The organism is Enterobacter sp. SA197, assembly GCF_054131575.1.
Window position 1 is genome coordinate 1,937,605 of sequence record NZ_CP096393.1, and the last position, 18,238, is coordinate 1,955,842.

An 18,238-nucleotide genomic window follows, 5' to 3' on the forward strand; every position below is an offset into this window, starting at 1 on the left:
TCTGTCATTTACTGGAACCTTGCATGAACGAATTTTCCATCCTTTGCCGTGTACTCGGCTCTCTTTTTTATCGCCAGCCGCAGGATCCCCTTCTGGTGCCGCTGTATACCCTGATTCGCGACGGCAAACTCGCTGAAAACTGGCCGCTTGAGCAGGATGAGCTGCTCACCCGATTGCAAAAGAACTGCGATGCACAAAGCCTGGCGGCAGATTACAACGCGCTGTTCGTTGGCGATGAGTGCCGTGTCTCGCCCTACCGTAGCGCATGGGTGGAAGGGGGGACGGAAGCTGAAGTGCATGCGTTTCTCGCTTCGCGTGGGATGCCGTTAACCCAGACGCCAGCGGATCATTTTGGCACTTTATTACTGGCTGCCTCCTGGCTGGAAGATCAGTCGGCAGATGATGAAAGTGAGGCGCTGGAAACCCTGTTCGCAGACTATTTATTGCCCTGGTGCGGTACTTTCCTGGGAAAAGTCGAAGCGCATGCCACCACACCTTTCTGGCGTACGCTGGCGCTACTTACCCGTGAAGCTCTCTCTGCCATGTGGGATGAGCTGCAGGAAGCAGAAGAGGAGTAACGTGTGATACTGATCACATTAACAATGTAACGGTTATTTTCTTGTTGCATTTATTGTGGTGTAAATCACATACGAAGAACGCGTATCTGCTAAGATGCGCGCCATGAACATACTTCTCTCTCTCGCATTAACAACAGGGCTACTGTCCGGTCTTTGGGGCTGGGTTGCTGTCTCACTTGGCCTTATCAGCTGGGCAGGTTTTCTCGGTTGTACGGCTTATTTCGCCTGCCCCCAGGGCGGCGTAAAAGGTCTCCTTATTTCGCTGTGTACCTTACTGAGCGGTGCGGCATGGGCGCAGGTGATCATTCACGGTAGCGCGCTTGCCCCTCATCTGGAAATCGTTGGCTATGTGGTTACCGGCCTGGTGGCGTTTTTGATGTGCGTGCAGGCAAAAAGCCTGCTGCTTTCATTTGTACCAGGGACTTTTATTGGTGCCTGCGCCACCTTTGCCGGACAGGGTGACTGGCGTCTGGTCGTCCCTTCGCTGGTGGTGGGGTTACTGTTTGGTTTTGCAATGAAAAACAGTGGCCTTTGGCTTGCGTCACGTCACACCCGTGCACTGACGAAATAACAGAAAAAAGCGTGAAGGAATAACCCGACACGCTTTTTTTATAGGGAAATCAGGATTCCGGTGGTACTGCCATTTCACGGTATTTCACTAAAACTTCATTTTTGGTTTCCGCTTTATTTTGCAGATCCCATAATCCACGATCGATACCATCATTAATAAGTAAAATAACACCGGTTTCGATAGCGGACATCAGGCAAAGCATTACTGGTTCGTTAGCGGTATAACCCACTTCTCCTTCCAGCAGACGCTGGTAATCAACGAAGCGGAAAACCCCGGCCTGAACCTCATACGACAGGATAGTCTTGCTGGTGTTCACCGAGGAAAGTATTTCCCCCGTGCTCACATTCACTACGCGCAAATTAACGGCTATCTGGTCGAGTTGATATTGCGTATCTGCGCCGATACCAAAATAGCGTGCTCCCGCACCACCGGATTTCACATTGCTTTCATAGCCAATGATCGATCCCTCAACCATGACGTTTGCTGCCGTCAATGACTGAAGAGGAAACCGGTTATTTACCGCAACGGTGCCATTCTCCTGTGCAGCACGGATAATTTTGCGCTCATTGAGTAAATTCTGCAGCCCCTGACGCTCCAGAGGAACAAACCAGCGTGAATCTTTCAGTGCCGTGACCAGCATTGACGTCGCGCTTTGCGGCACGGCAGTCGAGAAGTTGCTGGCAGGATAAGGTTTGAACTGCCCGGTTTCATCCTGAATGTTATAAACGGAAACGAAAATCTTGCCTGTCGGTAACGGCAGATGGGTTAAATCCTGATAGCTCTGAGCCCGGGGTAATAACGTAGGTTTAGCGGCCTGTTTTGGCGGCGCAGTTAAGCACCCGCTTAATAAACATACGGCCAAAATAAGTAAAAAGCGCTGCATGAGTATAGTCCTGTAAAGGCGATGCCTTAAAAATCAGTTGAACCGCTTTGCAGACCTGAAACTTCGATGGTTGAGGTTCTGCCTGTTTTTCTGTCGGTTACGTTTAATTGCAGTTGCCCGTCCCGGTTGGCAATATCAACGATATAATCGCTGGTAACCATTCTGCCCGGTTTTCCACTATTAATATTGGTTAATAACCCCCCCAGTATTTGTGACTGAATGGATTGGGTGAAATTATCCAGGGCGGAAGTGGACTCTATTCCGTAGTCATCCTTATAAGCAGGATCTTTATATGAATTTTGCGCTTGCGCGCTGTTTAATAGAAACGAGCCATTATTCGGATTGCCGCCAAAGTTAGGATTGCGGAACTGAAAGGTCATATTGCCGGCCCAGCTTAATGGTGCGACAAGCATTAACAAAGTTATGGCAGATGCGATACGCATTTGTGCCTCCGTAGAGGGTTATTGTGTGTCAGAACTCGTCTTTCGCTAAATCACCGGTGCTGAGTAGCACCTGGTTAATCTGCAGATGGTCGAGCGCTTCCTGTGTTTGTGCCAGGGCGAGATCGATGTTTTTATCGAAGTCGCGTTTTGTTGGGAAAAGAAATGTCTGGTAAACCACATTCTGATTAACCGCAATGGTTATCCAGCTTCCCCAGCGGGCACTGGGCCGTTCATTAATAGTGAGGTTTCCTGTCCAGGTACTTTCCCATTTATCACTGAACGCACGGTAAAAATCGTGGCCGATTGAAGAAACGGTATGATCGGTTAGCAGTCCGGGAATCTCCACCTCGACAGCGTGTGACGTCCCGGCGGCAAACGCTAAACTCATTGCCGCGAGATAACTCAGGTAACGTTTCATGATGCTAACGCCTGAGATTATCGTTTGCCCAGGAGACGGCCTGAGTACGGTTTTTTACCGATATCTTTTTAAAAAGGTTATAGAGATGGGTTTTAACTGTGTTTTCGCTTATAAACAGTGAGCGGGCGATTTCTATGTTTGATGCGCCGATACGCAGCTTATTTAAAATCTCCTTTTCCCGGTGGGTCAGCAGGGCCGATTCCGAACTGTTATAACGATAATTTCCTGAGTGGGTAATTAAATAGCTTGCCAGTTTTTGTGAGAAATAACACTCGCCACGCTGTATCCCTTGTAACCCTTCAATCATGCTGGTTTCATCTTCGGAGACATAAAAGACCCCGTTAATATGAGGCCAGTTCTCAATCTCACGGAAAGGGTATTCATCAGGTGTGTTCATTAACAATAATTTCAAGTTATTGTTTCTGCGAGATAAAATATCCTGCCAGTAATGAATCATTTTTTTATCTGCTTCCATCATATCAAATAACACCACACTGCCGCTGGAGATATCGTCCAGAGACCGTTGAATGTTATGGATTTTTCCCGTCAATGACAGAGAGTGTTTTAGATGCTGCAACAAGGCTGTTGCCTGCAAGGAAGGTTTGGTGATTAACAGTAATACCTGATTCTGAACATTTTGGACTTCACTATACATGATGAACCCCGCTTTTTGCACATCCGCAGTCTTCCCCATAGCAATGGGGAAGCCAGAGGTACTGACAGATGCAGTTTTGCTGTGTGTAGTAATAAAAGCTCAGCCCACAAAGGGGAAATTAATAAAATTACATGAGTACTGCTGATTTCAATCTAGTCCCAGCCAATCTTAAATCAAGTGTTAAACGTGTAACATAATGTAAAAATCAATATTAATTTGTTAAAATCGATTCATCTAAGGTTTGTTATTGATACATAAGTTGTACATTTTTTGGATTTTGCATAAATTTTAGGTTGCGAGATTTAATATACAATTCATTGTAATTTATAGCTATTTTTAATATAGAAACTTTCTTAAGGTTTTGTAAAAAAGAAAAACCCTTCAACCTTTTAGCCATTCTTTTTTCGTACAGAAAAAGTCGTGCCGTGACGTAAGGGATGCGAGAAAATGCAAAGCTGATCGCATCATCGGTACGTATTTAGGCCAAAGGAGCAGGCGGTTATAAGCAAAGGGATCATGGTGAAATACTGCGACCATTCTTTATGTGTGATTTTAAAAATTATCTGGCAGTCATACTTTGGGGTGAATAATATTTTTCAAAATACAACGTGCGGCGTAGTTATTTAAAATTTGTGCCTGCGCATACTGATTTTCGTAACGCAGCGTTAACAAATATGTCGAGTTTGTCTGCAGCGATACTGGCGAAACAAAATAATTATCCTTTTGCTTCGTGAACGTTAACCAGACCAGGGTGATAACATGAAAAACAAATTGTTGTTTATGGTGTTAACTGTGCTGGGTATGCCTGGGTTTGCAAGCGCAACAGGTTATGATTTAGCTGGCTCTGAATTTAACCAGGCGGTGAATGAATTAAGTGCAGCGTCTTATAACAAGTCAGCTATTATTGGTCAAAACGGTTCCAATAATAATGCACAGATTAACCAGGGTGGTTCCAGATTATTGTCGGCAATTTCCCAGGATGGTGCCAGAAATTCCGCAAGAATAGACCAGTCAGGTTCATACAACCTTGCTTATATCGATCAGTCAGGTAATTCCAATGACGCGAACATATCGCAAGGAGCTTACGGCAATACAGCGATGATTATCCAGAGAGGTTCAGGTAACAAAGCGAGTATTGCCCAGTACGGTACGCAGAAAACAGCAGTTGTTGTTCAAAGACAGTCGCAAATGTCGATTCGCGTTATTCAACGCTGAACGCAGAGCGACGTTTAATTCAATCCGATGGGGGTTTACCATGAAACTTTTCAAAGTGGCAGTTGTAGCAGCTCTCGTAGTGTCAGCCAGCGCATTTGCAGGTTCTGTTCCTCAGTATGGTCATGGCAACCATGACAATAGTGGCCCTGATTCCGATCTGAGCATTTACCAGAGCGGTAGCGGTAACTCTGCACTGGCGCTGCAGACCAATGCACGCGGTTCAGAAACCACCATCCGTCAGAACGGCGCAAGCAATGGTGCTGACGTTGGTCAGGGCTCTGATCGCAGCGAAATCAGTCTGTCACAAAATGGTTTCCGTAACAGCGCAACCATCGATCAGTGGAATAGCCACAACTCTGATATTACTGTCAGCCAGTATGGTGGCCGTAACGGTGCGCTGGTTAATCAGACCGCATCTGATTCAAGCGTCCTTGTACACCAGGTCGGTTTTGGCAACAACGCCACGGCAAACCAGTACTAATCAGCAATTATCAACAAGAACAGGGCTCAGGCCCTGTTTTTGTTTTTGCGGGGTTCTATGCACACTTTATTACTGCTGGCTGCCCTTTCCAGCCAGATAACATTCAACGCGACTCAACAAGGGGACCTGTACACCATCGTGCCGCAGGTCGTGTTAAGCGAAGACTGCCTATGTCAGGTTCAGATTCAGGCTATCCGGCAGGGGGATGGGGGGGAAAGCCGGACACAGCAGCGAAAAACCCTGAAGCTTAAAGCCGGTCGATCTACCGCACTAATGACATTGCGCATGTCAATCACGCCGCAGGATAACGTCACTATTACCGTAACGGTGACGGACGGAGAGAGACTGCACATGTCTCAGCAGTGGTCACCGGTAAATCGCACTTAAGTTATTCATTTCATGAATGAATATAGGAAAAAATATTTGGTTAATAATCTGTTAAAAATGTTTATTTAATGTATATATGAGGCTGGCATTCTGCATGAGCAGAGATTCAGAGGGGAAAGCTTTCTCCTCTGCCTAACAACATATTATTGAGGTCAATATGTCAGCGTCGCGAAAGCTTTTACTTTCCTTGTTTTTCCTGCTGTCCGGCAGCGGCATTCAGGTTGCTGTTGCCGGGACGGGAGGCATGGTTCAGTTTGAAGGGATGATTGTTGAGCCCCCCTGTGAAATGAATGTTCATCAAAACAGTTAATTTTTTCCTGTGCAAGGGAAGGTCGGGTTTATACCCGAACCATTACTTTCAGGCAGTTAACGGACGAACCACAGGGGGTTAAGAATATTGCTACAGTGCAAATGCACTATCTTAATCCCGGGCATACGCTTGCGGTTATGGATATCGTCTATAACTGAAGGGGTTTTATCCGGTGCACGTCAGGTTGTGCCGTCGCTTTTTTCATACTTCCCGCTCCTGCCTGCGATACACTATTAAAAAGAAAATGTTGATGAGAGGCGTCAATATGCAACCACGTTTACAGGTTTTGCAGGGCGACATCACCACCGTGAAGGTGGATGTCATAGTCAATGCCGCGAATGCGTCTCTGCTGGGCGGCGGAGGGGTAGACGGTGCAATTCATCGCGCCGCGGGTCCCGCACTGCTGGAGGCATGTAAAAAAGTTCGCCAGCAAGAGGGTGAGTGCTCACCGGGCCATGCCGTCATAACGACCGCTGGGAATTTGCCGGTAAAAGCGGTTATCCATACCGTTGGCCCGGTCTGGCGTGGCGGTAATGAACACGAAGCGCGTCTGCTGGAAGATGCCTACCGCAACAGCCTTAAACTGGCGGAAGCAAACGGCTACGAAACTATTGCTTTCCCTGCTATCAGTACTGGTGTGTATGGCTATCCGAAACCTGCGGCGGCTGAGATAGCCGTCAACAGCGTGTGGAGTTACCTGGCAACCCACTCGTTTATCAAACAGGTGATTTTTGTCTGCTTTGATGAAGAAAACAGGGCGCTTTATCAGCGCCTGTTAACTCAGCACGGTTTTCTGCCTGAATCCTGATATTTCCCCGTCGCCTGAGAGAGCCTGTCAGGCGATTTTCCCTCTTCTTTCATTATGTCCGGACCGGGACCTCCTGTTTCGGATTTCTCACCAACCTAACGGCAGAAGGGCAGATATAATTATACTGCCATGACAATAACAATCTCTGAGAGTGAGCCTTTTACGGTGGAAAACCATCCTGCCCGGCCCGATACGCGCCTGGGGCGTGCCGTTACACCTTTATGCGCCCGACATCAGGGGCTTTGCGGCCTGGTGGCCCTTGACGACAGTATGGATGCCTTCGTCGCCCGGCATCGGCTTGCGGAAATGGCTCAGTCGACGCTGGATGTGCAGTACTACATCTGGGATGACGATATGTCAGGGCGTTTACTCTTTCTGGCGCTGCTGGCTGCGGCTGACAGGGGCGTTCAGGTACGTATTTTGCTGGATGACAATAATACCTCGGGTATGGATGACGCATTACGTCAGCTTAATGCTCACCCACGCATAGAAGTCCGCCTCTTTAATCCTTTTTCATTTCGCACCCTGCGAGCACTGGGATATTTAACGGATTTCGCGCGTCTTAACCGCCGGATGCACAATAAAAGTTTTACCGCGGATGGTGTGGTCACCATCGTGGGCGGTCGCAATATTGGCGATGCTTATTTCGGTGTCGGGGAAGAGCCACTGTTTACCGACCTGGATGTGCTGGCGATAGGGCCGGTAGTGGCCGATGTTGAAAAAGATTTCGAACGGTACTGGCAGTCGGCGTCCGTCTCCTCGTTACGGGAAGTGCTTGATATTGATAACGATAATATCGCAGCGCGCATCCGAATGCCCGATGTCTGGTATGAGGACCCGACAGCGACACGCTACCTCAGGACGCTGGAAACAACGCAGTTTGCCAGCCAGCTCGAACAGGGCAGTTTACCGCTTATCTGGGCGAAAACGCGTCTACTTAGCGACGATCCGCGAAAAGGAGAAGGAAAAGCGTCGCCACGAACGCTTTTACCCCAGCGTTTGCTCAATGTGATGGGTAAACCCGAACAGCAGATTGACATCATCTCAGCTTACTTCGTCCCCGGTCGAGCGGGAGTGGCGCAGCTGCTACAAATGGTGCGCAAAGGCGTCCGTGTTGCCATCCTGACCAACTCACTTGCGGCCAATGACGTGAGTGTGGTCCATGCCGGTTACGCCCGCTGGCGTAAGAAACTTTTGCGACATGGGATTGAGCTCTATGAGCTTAAACCCACCCGCGAAAACGTCCACCCGCTGCATGACCGCGGCTTAACCGGCAATTCCGGCTCCAGTTTGCACGCCAAAACTTTCAGCATCGACGGCAGCAAAGTTTTTATCGGTTCGTTTAATTTCGATCCTCGCTCGGCGATGCTCAATACAGAGATGGGTTTTGTTATCGAGAGTGAGACTCTGGCGCGGCAGATCCACCACCGCTTCATACGTAGTCAAAAAGCCGCTGCCTGGCAGCTACGCCTTGATCGGTGGGGAAGAATTAATTGGATCGAAAGACGACATGGCGAAGATGTCATTCTGACCAAAGAGCCGAAGACCCGATTCTGGCAGCGGGTAATGGTGAAACTGGCTTACTGGTTGCCGGTTGAATGGCTGCTCTGACCCTGAGCAGCCCGTAGCTATTAGCCAGCGGTTGCCCGTGAGGCATCCGCTTTGCTCTGGGGTTTTCCGGAAAAAAGGAATTTCAGCACCGGAATGCGCAAATGCGCTTCATACAGCACCAGTGCACAGCCGTTCACAAACACCAGTCCGGTCAGAAAACCCAAAAGATTAGAGTGAATTAGAGGCGTTATCCAGGCTCCGAAAAAGAGCGTTAACGGATGATGGACCAGATAAATAAACAGTGATGCATTCACGAAGTAGCTCACGCGAGCAGACTGGAAATTGAGCAAGCGGTATCCCAGGGAAAAGACCACGTTAACCATCCATACGCCAAGCAGCATTGTGATCACCGACTCCGTTTCATACATCCAGCCATCACCGCTCCCGTACCGCTGATTGAGCAGGTAAGCAATGAAAGCGAGAAGGGAACCCACCATGCAGGCAGGGGAGGGGGTGAGGAACAGCGCTTTCAGTCGTGGACTGATAAAAGCCAGGGCCCCAAGCATGAAAAAGGGAATATAGAACAGAGACTGCATGACGGTAAAATTGAATAAACCATCCCGTAAAATATCCGGATAAACCATAAATATCAGTCGGCGAAGGGCGGCGTAGAGCAGACCAAACAGCAAGAATGCCACTGAGAGCTTTGTCCAGCTAATGTCACTGAGAAGTCGGCTGGCGTTATTTTTTACCTTTCTGAAGAGCCACAGGCTAATTGTGGTGAGGACAACCAGCACCAGTAAAAACCACAGGTGCGAAACCAGTTCCCACACAAGCGTATTGAATTTGTCGTAGGTTGACAACGTATGCCAGTTTTCGGCACGGGCGTTGACGTACTGCAGCATTAAAAATTGTGGCAGGGTCAGCAGCGGGATGGCCGTGAGCATAGGGATGCCCACGCGTTCGACGCGTACCGTCCACCAGCGTTTAACCGGGTAACGCAGGTAAAGCATGTAAGAGAAGTAACCGGAGATGACAAAAAACACCTGCATTCGAAACGCGTGAATCGCATCATTAAACAGCGTCAACCACCATGAGGGGTGAGCGCTATTCACATGCCATATGTGGCTTGAGTAGATAAGCGAAATGTGAAAAGGGATACCCAGCAGCATTAACCACGCGCGGATGGAGTCCAGAAAATATTCACGTTGTACAGGAGGATTGCTCACATATAACTCCATTGATTCTCAGACTTTTCGTCTTATCCATAAGACAAATAATGATTACATTCGAAAGTAACCCTACACTATGTCCCACGGACAGTCTCCAGGATAAGCACCTAAAACCCTAAAGGGTTAGTTTCAATTGCTTATTCACTGAGCCGGCATAGAGAACAAAGAGGGGATTCAGTTGTCGGATTGCTTGTATTTCCATTAAAATGGATCGGATCGATTTAAGCACACAAAGGGGGAAGTGCTTAGTTATTATGAAACCTAAATTACGAATGATGAAAATGCGTTGGCTGGGTGCCGCAGTTCTGTTGTCTCTTTATACGTCATCAGGCTGGGCTTTTTCTATTGACGATGTCGCAAAACAGGCTCAATCCCTCGCGGGTAAAGGTTATGAAGCGCCAAAAAGTAACCTGCCTTCTGCATTCCGTGAGATGAAATACGCGGATTATCAGCAGATTCAATTCAACCACGATAAGGCCTGGTGGAACACTGCTAAAACCCCGTTCAAACTCGAATTTTATCATCAGGGCATGTACTTCGACACGCCAGTGACCCTCAACGAAGTGACCGCCACTGCTGTTCGTGAAATCAAGTACAACCCCGATTATTTCAACTTCGGCAACGTGCAGCACGATAAAGACACGGTAAAAGATCTCGGATACGCCGGTTTCAAAGTCCTCTACCCCATTAATAATAAAGATAAAAACGATGAAATCGTCAGTATGCTGGGTGCCAGCTACTTCCGTGTGATTGGCGCAGGGCAGGTCTACGGTCTGTCCGCGCGTGGCCTGGCCATTGATACCGCCTTACCCTCAGGTGAAGAATTCCCGCATTTCAAAGAGTTCTGGATTGAACGCCCCAAACCGACTGACAAGCGTCTGACCATCTATGCTCTGCTCGATTCACCACGTGCAACGGGTGCTTATCGCTTTGTCATCATCCCGGGCCGTGACACGGTCATTGATGTGCAGTCTAAAGTCTATCTGCGTGACAAAGTAGGTAAGCTGGGCGTGGCACCGCTTACCAGTATGTTCCTGTTTGGGCCGTCTCAGCCTTCACCTGCGACCAATTACCGACCTGAACTGCATGACTCCAATGGCCTGTCCATACATGCGGGGAACGGCGAGTGGATTTGGCGTCCGCTGAATAACCCGAAACACCTTGCTGTCAGCAGTTACGCGATGGAAAACCCACAGGGCTTCGGCTTATTACAGCGCGGTCGCGAGTTTTCTCGTTTCGAGGACATTGACGATCGTTACGATCTGCGTCCGAGCGCCTGGGTGACGCCACAAGGTGAGTGGGGCAAAGGTAAAATCGAGTTGGTAGAAATTCCGACGAACGATGAAACCAATGACAACATTGTGGCCTACTGGACGCCGGATCAGTTGCCAGAAGCTGGCAAAGAGATGAACTTCAAGTACACCATCACCTTTAGCCGCGATGAAGACAAACTGCATGCGCCCGACAACGCCTGGGTTACTCAGACCCGCCGTTCGACCGGGGATGTGAAGCAGTCTAACCTGATCCGCCAGCCTGATGGCACCCTCGCGTTCGTGGTTGATTTTACGGGCCAGGATATGAAACAGCTGCCGCAGGATACTCCTGTCACAGCCCAGGCCAGCATTGGTGATAACGGTGAAATTGTTGAAAACAGCGTTCGCTATAATCCTGTGACGCAAGGCTGGCGCCTGATGTTGCGTGTGAAAGTGAAAGATCCGAAGAAAACAACGGATATGCGCGCTGCACTCGTCAATGCCGATCAGACCCTGAGTGAAACCTGGAGCTATCAGCTACCTGCCAATGAATAAGATAACTGAGTATATCGACGCGCTGCCGCTTCCGGAGTCGGAGAAGGCAGCGCTGCCGACTGAAAGTATTGCTGCCGTACACAGGGCATTGGGTGGTGGCCGTTCAGCGTGGGAGCGTGATGACGATACGCCACTCGGTTCCGTGAAATCACGTCTTGAACACAGCTGGCCGGACTCGTTAGCTGAAGGGCAATTGCTTAAGGACGACGAAGGCCGCGACCAGCTTCAGGCAATGCCTAAAGCGACGCGCTCCTCCATGTTCCCTGACCCCTGGCGTACTAACCCTATCGGTCGATTCTGGGACAGACTGCGCGGTCGTGATGTTCAGCCACGCTACATGTCTCGATTAACGGAGGATCAGCAGGCCAGCGAGCAGAAGTGGCGCATGGTCGGCTCTCTTCGTCGTTACATTTTGCTGCTGCTGACGCTGGCGCAAACGGTGGTGGCGACCTGGTATATGAAAACGATCCTACCTTATCAGGGATGGGCGTTAATTAACCCGGCCGACATGATGGGGCAGGACATCTGGGTCTCCCTGATGCAGCTCCTGCCGTATGTGCTGCAGACGGGTATCCTTATCCTGTTCGCCATTTTGTTCTGTTGGGTTTCAGCCGGGTTCTGGACCGCCCTGATGGGCTTCCTGCAACTGCTGATAGGCCGTGACAAGTACAGTATTTCGCACTCCACGGTGGGGGATGAACCTCTAAACCCCGAACACCGTACTGCGCTTATCATGCCGATTTGTAACGAAGACGTAGACCGTGTCTTCGCAGGGTTGCGTGCCACCTGGGAGTCCGTCAAAGCCACCGGCAACGGTGCGCATTTTGACGTCTATATCCTGAGCGACAGTTACAATCCGGATATCTGTGTGGCCGAACAAAAGGCCTGGATGGAGCTGATTGCAGAAGTGCAGGGCGAAGGCCAGATTTTCTACCGCCGTCGCCGTCGTCGTGTGAAGCGTAAAAGCGGCAACATTGACGATTTCTGCCGTCGCTGGGGGAATCAGTACAGCTATATGGTGGTGCTGGATGCAGACTCCGTAATGACCGGTGACTGTCTCTCAGGGCTGGTGCGTCTGATGGAGGCCAACCCGAATGCCGGTATCATTCAGTCTTCGCCGAAAGCCTCCGGCATGGATACGCTGTATGCGCGTTGCCAGCAGTTTGCTACCCGCGTTTATGGTCCTCTGTTCACTGCGGGTTTGCATTTCTGGCAGTTAGGTGAGTCGCACTACTGGGGTCACAATGCCATTATCCGTGTGAAGCCTTTTATTGAACACTGTGCGCTGGCGCCATTGCCGGGCGAAGGTTCATTCGCGGGTTCCATTCTCTCTCATGACTTCGTAGAAGCCGCGCTGATGCGCCGCGCTGGTTGGGGCGTCTGGATAGCCTACGATCTGCCGGGTTCTTATGAAGAGTTGCCACCTAACCTGCTCGATGAACTCAAGCGTGACCGTCGCTGGTGCCACGGTAACCTGATGAACTTCCGTCTGTTCCTGGTAAAAGGGATGCACCCGGTCCACCGTGCCGTCTTCCTGACAGGGGTTATGTCTTACCTCTCTGCGCCGCTGTGGTTTATGTTTCTGGTGCTCTCAACCGCGTTACAGGTAGTACATGCGCTCACCGAGCCGCAATACTTCCTGCAACCACGCCAGCTTTTCCCGGTCTGGCCGCAGTGGCGACCGGAACTGGCGATCGCGCTCTTTGCCTCGACAATGGTGCTGCTGTTCCTGCCAAAGCTGCTGAGTATTATTCTGGTCTGGTGTAAAGGGCCAAAAGAGTACGGTGGTTTCTTCCGCGTTACAGCCTCCCTGTTGTTGGAGGTGCTGTTCTCGGTCCTGCTGGCACCGGTTCGTATGCTGTTCCACACCGTGTTCGTGGTCAGTGCGTTTCTCGGATGGGAAGTGGTCTGGAACTCACCGCAACGTGATGATGACTCTACGCCGTGGGGAGAAGCCTTCATGCGTCATGGCTCTCAGCTACTGCTGGGGTTAGTGTGGGCGGTTGGTATGGCGTGGCTGGATCTGCGTTTCCTGTTCTGGCTGGCACCTATTGTCTTCTCGCTTATCCTCTCGCCGTTTGTGTCGGTTATCTCCAGCCGCTCAACGATAGGATTGCGTACAAAGCGCTGGAAGCTTTTCCTGATCCCTGAAGAGTATTCACCACCGCAGGTGCTGGTTGATACCGACAGATATCTGGAGCTTAACCGCAGTCGTTCGCTGGAACAGGGCTTTATGCACGCGGTGTTTAACCCGTCATTTAATGCGCTGGCAGTAGCGATGGCGACGGCGCGTCACCGTGCGAGTCACATCCTTGAAATAGCCCGCGATCGTCATGTTGAGCAGGCGCTCAATGAGACGCCTGATAAACTTAACCGTGACCGCCGTCTGGTGCTACTCAGCGATCCGGTGACCATGGCACGCCTGCATTACCGTGTATGGGCTGCCCCGGAGAAGTATCTCTCCTGGGTTAATTATTATCAGGATTTGAAGGTGAATCCACGGGCGCTTAAGGCGAAGTAGCCCGACATCAGCAAAAATACCGGCCAGCGTGCCGGTATTTTTTTTATCACAATCAGGACGAGGTATTTAATGAGAATTCTGGTGGTCTTACTCATGGCACTCCTGCTGACCGGATGCGGCAGTATCATCAGCCGCACTATCCCCGGTCAGGGTCACGGAAACCAGTACTATCCCGGCGTTCAGTGGGACGTCCGGGATTCGGCCTGGCGTTACGTCACCGTGCTGGATTTGCCTTTCTCACTGGTGTTCGACACGCTGTTATTGCCGCTGGATGCGCATCACGGACCCTATGAGTGAGTTAACGCTCGTCCCACTCATCGGCCGCTGCACGTCCTTCTTCAGTGTCGAGCGGAGGTTCAAGCTGAAACTCGCCTTCGTCCCATTCATGCAGTGTATTTTCTTCCAGCCACTCCTGACGTATTTCAATTTCGTCGAAATCGTTATCAAACACACTCTGCGCCGCTTCGCCACTTAACATGGGCAGGCACTCGCCATCATCCCCTTCATCGGCGAAGAACTCCGCCTGCCACATGATGTCACCATCCTGCAGCACGTACTTCTGGATATTGAACTGCTGTACGTTTGCCTCTTCTTCATTCACTCCCGGATTATTAGCCAGGAACTCTTCGCGAGCGGCATCAATCGCTTCTTCAAGCGTGGCGTACATAGTCATAGGTGTCTCCCTGTAATTTGACGAAGTGTTCAGGGAAAGAATAGTTGATTATCAGATTTTGCAAGAAGCCCGGATAAAAAATCAGTCATCGGTGTTAAGCGACTTTTGCCTGCGCAGGGGAGGGTCGGCAACAGAAACCCGTGCCGGTTTCTGCCAACTGGCCCAGGAGTAAAGGGCATTAAAAAGCACCACGCCGGCGGTCACTAAAAAGACGGTACGAAAACCATAGCTTGCCGAGACAGCCGCTCCCAGCAAAGGGCCTGTAACGTTACCGATGTCGCGAAAGGATTGATTGTAACTGAAAATGCGACCCGCAACCTGGTTGGTCGAGTTGTAAACCAGCAGCGTTTGTACGGCCGGAAGCAACGCGCCGTCTGCCGCACCCAGCAGGAAACGCAATAACCCGAGCTGCCACGGGCTCTGCACCCAGGCCATCGGAATGAGTAACAAAACCGAAATGAGCAGGGCGACAACAAGGATCTTTTCCGGACCAATGCGGTCACCGAGTCGCCCGAGGCGCGGCGCGCTCAACAGGGCGGCAACACCTGGAACCGAGGCGATCATACCGCTGATAAAAGCAATGTTACCCACATTACCGGCCAGTTCACGAACATACAGCGTCAGGATAGGAGCAATAGAGCCCGTCGCGACCTGAATTATCATGGTGGTAATAAACAGGCCCAACACCAGGCGAGGATTTTTCAGCGAGGCAAAGACCTCTCTGGCATGAAGCATCTCTTTCTTCGGTACAGGGACAAAATTTTCTCTGATACAGACCAGCGTGAGTAAAAAACAGAGAAAAAGGACGGTGGCCGTTATAAAAAAGACCATCCTCAGACCGTAAGTGTCCGCAAGAAGCCCGCCTGCAAGGGGCCCCAGCAGCGCGCCAGCCACCCCACCCGTTGAGAGGGTGCCCATGGCCCATCCACTGCGGTTACGTGGCATCTGGGTCGCAATCAGGGCGTTCGCGTTAGGTATGAAGCCGCCGAGCAGCCCCAACAGCGCCCTCAGTGCCAGTAACTGCCAGATGTTTTGCGCTAATCCCATTAAGGCCATCACGCAAGCCATGCCGAGCGCTGAGCGCAGCAGCATGATCTTTCTTCCCTTGCGGTCCGCAAGCCCACCCCAGAATGGCGACGCGATAGCTGAAAAGAGAAACGTGATACTGAAGACCAGGCCGGACCACATATTGAGAGCGCTATGGCCGGTAACGCCGAGCTGTTCGACATAGAGGGGAAGAAAGGGCATAACCAGACTGAAGGCCGCACCTGTTAAAAAACAGCCTATCCAGGCGACGGCGAGATTACGCTTCCAGTTTATGGGGGCAGACGATGTCATTACGCTTCACGTTACGCGCAGCAGGCGCGGATCAATGGGAAAGGGAATTAATAAGCAGGCTAATTATGCGCCTGGGTGATGATTGCTGCAACGTTCAGAGGGCTTAAAAATGAACCAAAAGGGCGATCCATAACGGATCGCCGGAAGATTAATAGCGGGAGGGCACCCCTTCAGGGCGCGTTTTAAATCTGCGATGCATCCACATATATTGTTCAGGTGCCAACAAAATGCAGCGTTCAATGACCTTGTTCATCCAGGCTGCGGTCTCTTCCGCCGTGTCGAGCGGCGGTGAAGTTTCTCCTTCCAGCATGATGAGCTCATAGCCTTTACCGTCAGGTTTGCGGCGAGGAACAAACGGGACCAGACAGGCTTTAGACATGCGGGCCAGCATCCAGGTACCGGTAGTGGTGGCTGCCTGTTCAACAGCAAAAAACGGTACGAACGCACTGGCTCGCGGGCCGTAGTCATGATCCGGAGCGTACCAGACGACATCCCCATTTTTCAGCGCTCGCACCATCCCTTTGAGATCCTTGCGATCGATCATCGTCTTGTTTGAGCGTAAACGGCCCCAGGTCTGTAGCCAGTCCAGCACCGGGTTATCATTAGGCCGATAAACCCCAATGCCCGGAATGTTCATGCCAAAAACGCGAGCACCCAGCTCCAGCGTCAGAAAGTGGATACCAATGAGCAGAATTCCTTTGCCTTGTTCAAAATGCATCCGGGTATTTTCCATTCCGGTGACATCAACCCAGCGGTTAATACGCTTATCGGACCAGAACCAGGCCATGCCCGTTTCCATCACGCCCATACCGACCGATTCGAAATTCTTTTTGACCCAACGCTCGCGCTCATCGCTGCTCATTTCAGGAAAGCAGAGTTGAAGGTTACGCCGGGCGATGTGAACGCGTCGCTTCATGACTTTTTGCGCCAGCGAGCCGAGCGCACAGCCCAGCCGGTAGATGACCGGATAGGGGAGTTGAACAACTAACCACAGCAAACCGATACCAGACCAGATAAGCCAAAAACGGGGGTGGAGTAAAGAAGCGGAGAATTTGGGTAAATGGGTCATGTCTGTCCTGTATTCCGTAACTATTCCCTATAGTGTCGCATTATTTGAGGCTTATCCAAAATAAACGACGTAATGCCTGTAATGTGAACGCGCGATCGACTTCATCAACGTAATGCCGAAAATGTAGCGCAAAATGTGTGGATGTAAATTGTCAGTAATTGCTTTATGATGCGCCGGTTTTTTATTCACCATGTATCGCAGGAAAACGTACACCATGCCAGTGTTACACAACCGCATCTCTAACGATGAACTTAAAGCCCGCATGCTTGCAGAAACGGAACCGCGTACCACGGTCTCTTTCTACAAATATTTCACCATTGTGAATCCTCAGAGCACGCGCGACTCACTCTATCAGGCCTTCACCAAACTGAATATATTTGGTCGTGTATATTTAGCGCATGAAGGTATCAATGCGCAAATCAGTATTCCTGAAAGCCAGTTACCAGCGCTGCGCGACTGTCTGGACAGCGTCGACCCTGCCCTGAAAGGGCTGCGTCTTAATATCGCTATCGATGATGACGGGAAGTCGTTCTGGGTGCTGCGCATGAAAGTGCGTGACCGCATCGTGGCCGATGGCATCGACGATGAAACTTTTGATGCCAGTAACATCGGTGACTATCTGCAGGCCGCAGAGGTTAATGCCATGCTCGATGATCCTGATTCCGTGTTCATCGATATGCGTAATCACTATGAGTATGAAGTCGGCCATTTTGAAGGGGCGCTTGAGATACCAGCAGACACCTTCCGCGAGCAGTTACCGAAAGCGGTCGAAATGATGCAGGAGCATAAAGACAAAAATATTGTCATGTACTGCACTGGGGGCATTCGCTGCGAAAAAGCCAGCGCCTGGATGAAGCACAACGGGTTTAACAAGGTTTCGCACATTGAAGGCGGTATTATTGAGTACGCTCGCCGTGCGCGCGAACAGGGGCTACCGGTACGTTTCGTAGGCAAAAACTTTGTCTTTGACGAGCGGATGGGCGAGCGGATTTCTGATGATGTGATTGCCCACTGCCATCAGTGCGGCACCTCCTGCGACAGTCACACCAACTGCCGCAATGACGGCTGCCACTTACTGTTTATCCAGTGTCCGGCCTGTGCCGAGAAATATAATGGATGCTGTAGCGAACAGTGCAGTGAAGAGAGCGCCTTGCCAGAGGAAGAACAACGTCGTCGCCGTGCGGGTCGTGAGAATGGCAATAAAATCTTCAACAAATCCCGGGGCCGTTTGAATACTAAACTGGGTATTCCTGACCCGGAATAAAGTTCAAAGCTGGCCCGTAACCGGGCCAGCTGT

The 18,238-nt window shown here is 50.5% G+C and carries 19 protein-coding genes; 11 read left to right on the top strand and 8 right to left on the bottom strand.

Annotated elements, in window-relative coordinates; genetic code table 11:
* The first annotated feature begins 23 nt into the window (after positions 1 to 23).
* Positions 24 to 578, top strand: a complete 555-nt coding sequence (locus M1D91_RS08830; protein ID WP_437430234.1) for a TorD/DmsD family molecular chaperone — start codon at positions 24 to 26, stop codon at positions 576 to 578.
* 103 nt (positions 579 to 681) lie between these two features.
* Positions 682 to 1,149 carry a DUF1097 domain-containing protein gene (locus M1D91_RS08835; protein ID WP_437430235.1) on the top strand — a complete coding sequence of 156 codons (468 nt, stop codon included), beginning with the start codon at positions 682 to 684 and terminating at the stop codon, positions 1,147 to 1,149.
* A 49-nt stretch (positions 1,150 to 1,198) separates the two neighbouring features.
* Here the strand turns inward: M1D91_RS08835 and csgG are convergent, their stop codons facing one another.
* The 4 genes from csgG to csgD are packed head-to-tail and all read right to left on the bottom strand — an operon-like array spanning position 1,199 to position 3,548.
* Positions 1,199 to 2,032, bottom strand: coding sequence for a curli production assembly/transport protein CsgG (csgG, locus tag M1D91_RS08840; protein WP_437430236.1), 834 nt, complete (start codon positions 2,030 to 2,032; stop codon positions 1,199 to 1,201).
* Positions 2,033 to 2,058: 26 nt separating this feature from the next.
* Positions 2,059 to 2,475: a curli production assembly/transport protein CsgF gene (csgF, locus tag M1D91_RS08845; protein WP_437430237.1), complete on the bottom strand. Its 417-nt coding sequence runs from the start codon at positions 2,473 to 2,475 to the stop codon at positions 2,059 to 2,061.
* Between the two features lie 28 nt (positions 2,476 to 2,503).
* Positions 2,504 to 2,893: a curli production assembly/transport protein CsgE gene (gene csgE / locus M1D91_RS08850; protein ID WP_437430238.1), complete on the bottom strand. Its 390-nt coding sequence runs from the start codon at positions 2,891 to 2,893 to the stop codon at positions 2,504 to 2,506.
* A 4-nt stretch (positions 2,894 to 2,897) separates the two neighbouring features.
* Entirely contained in the window at positions 2,898 to 3,548 is a 651-nt protein-coding gene (csgD, locus tag M1D91_RS08855; protein WP_437430239.1) for a biofilm master transcriptional regulator CsgD, read from the bottom strand.
* Between the two features lie 759 nt (positions 3,549 to 4,307).
* On the opposite strand from csgD, the gene csgB reads away from it, so the two are divergent.
* The 5 genes from csgB (at position 4,308) to M1D91_RS08880 (ending at position 8,360) form a co-directional block, all read left to right on the top strand.
* On the top strand, positions 4,308 to 4,763 hold the full coding sequence (gene csgB / locus M1D91_RS08860) for a curli minor subunit CsgB (RefSeq protein WP_437430240.1): 456 nt from the start codon (positions 4,308 to 4,310) through the stop codon (positions 4,761 to 4,763).
* 40 nt (positions 4,764 to 4,803) lie between these two features.
* Positions 4,804 to 5,244 (top strand): curli major subunit CsgA, encoded by a 441-nt coding sequence (gene csgA, locus M1D91_RS08865; RefSeq protein ID WP_437430241.1) that lies wholly within the window; start codon positions 4,804 to 4,806, stop codon positions 5,242 to 5,244.
* 57 nt (positions 5,245 to 5,301) lie between these two features.
* Positions 5,302 to 5,631, top strand: a complete 330-nt coding sequence (csgC, locus tag M1D91_RS08870; protein ID WP_437430242.1) for a curli assembly chaperone CsgC — start codon at positions 5,302 to 5,304, stop codon at positions 5,629 to 5,631.
* Positions 5,632 to 6,206: 575 nt separating this feature from the next.
* On the top strand, positions 6,207 to 6,749 hold the full coding sequence (gene ymdB, locus M1D91_RS08875) for an O-acetyl-ADP-ribose deacetylase (protein WP_437430243.1): 543 nt from the start codon (positions 6,207 to 6,209) through the stop codon (positions 6,747 to 6,749).
* A 129-nt stretch (positions 6,750 to 6,878) separates the two neighbouring features.
* Entirely contained in the window at positions 6,879 to 8,360 is a 1,482-nt protein-coding gene (locus M1D91_RS08880; RefSeq protein ID WP_437430244.1) for a phospholipase D family protein, read from the top strand.
* Between the two features lie 20 nt (positions 8,361 to 8,380).
* On the opposite strand, the gene mdoC is transcribed toward M1D91_RS08880, so the two are convergent.
* On the bottom strand, positions 8,381 to 9,529 hold the full coding sequence (gene mdoC, locus M1D91_RS08885) for a glucans biosynthesis protein MdoC (protein ID WP_437430245.1): 1,149 nt from the start codon (positions 9,527 to 9,529) through the stop codon (positions 8,381 to 8,383).
* A 275-nt stretch (positions 9,530 to 9,804) separates the two neighbouring features.
* Here mdoC and mdoG point away from each other — a divergent pair, with 275 nt between their 5' ends.
* The 3 genes from mdoG to M1D91_RS08900 all read left to right on the top strand — a co-directional run bounded on the left by mdoG (position 9,805) and on the right by M1D91_RS08900 (position 14,158).
* Positions 9,805 to 11,340: a glucans biosynthesis protein MdoG gene (mdoG, locus tag M1D91_RS08890; protein ID WP_437430543.1), complete on the top strand. Its 1,536-nt coding sequence runs from the start codon at positions 9,805 to 9,807 to the stop codon at positions 11,338 to 11,340.
* Complete coding sequence (gene mdoH, locus M1D91_RS08895; RefSeq protein WP_437430246.1) at positions 11,333 to 13,861, top strand: glucans biosynthesis glucosyltransferase MdoH; 2,529 nt, start codon at positions 11,333 to 11,335, stop codon at positions 13,859 to 13,861. Before mdoG ends, mdoH begins: the two co-directional genes overlap by 8 nt.
* 69 nt (positions 13,862 to 13,930) lie before the next feature.
* Positions 13,931 to 14,158 carry a YceK/YidQ family lipoprotein gene (locus tag M1D91_RS08900; RefSeq protein WP_437430247.1) on the top strand — a complete coding sequence of 76 codons (228 nt, stop codon included), beginning with the start codon at positions 13,931 to 13,933 and terminating at the stop codon, positions 14,156 to 14,158.
* A gap of 1 nt (position 14,159) precedes the next feature.
* Here the strand turns inward: M1D91_RS08900 and M1D91_RS08905 are convergent, their stop codons facing one another.
* The 3 genes from M1D91_RS08905 to M1D91_RS08915 all read right to left on the bottom strand — a co-directional run bounded on the left by M1D91_RS08905 (position 14,160) and on the right by M1D91_RS08915 (position 16,941).
* Entirely contained in the window at positions 14,160 to 14,534 is a 375-nt protein-coding gene (locus M1D91_RS08905) for a MysB family protein (RefSeq protein ID WP_437430248.1), read from the bottom strand.
* A gap of 81 nt (positions 14,535 to 14,615) precedes the next feature.
* Complete coding sequence (gene mdtG, locus M1D91_RS08910; RefSeq protein ID WP_437430249.1) at positions 14,616 to 15,872, bottom strand: multidrug efflux MFS transporter MdtG; 1,257 nt, start codon at positions 15,870 to 15,872, stop codon at positions 14,616 to 14,618.
* Positions 15,873 to 16,020: 148 nt separating this feature from the next.
* Positions 16,021 to 16,941, bottom strand: a complete 921-nt coding sequence (locus M1D91_RS08915) for a Kdo(2)-lipid IV(A) acyltransferase (RefSeq protein WP_437430250.1) — start codon at positions 16,939 to 16,941, stop codon at positions 16,021 to 16,023.
* Positions 16,942 to 17,155: 214 nt separating this feature from the next.
* On the opposite strand from M1D91_RS08915, the gene trhO reads away from it, so the two are divergent.
* Positions 17,156 to 18,205 (top strand): oxygen-dependent tRNA uridine(34) hydroxylase TrhO, encoded by a 1,050-nt coding sequence (gene trhO / locus M1D91_RS08920; RefSeq protein ID WP_437430251.1) that lies wholly within the window; start codon positions 17,156 to 17,158, stop codon positions 18,203 to 18,205.
* The last annotated feature ends 33 nt before the right edge of the window (positions 18,206 to 18,238 follow it).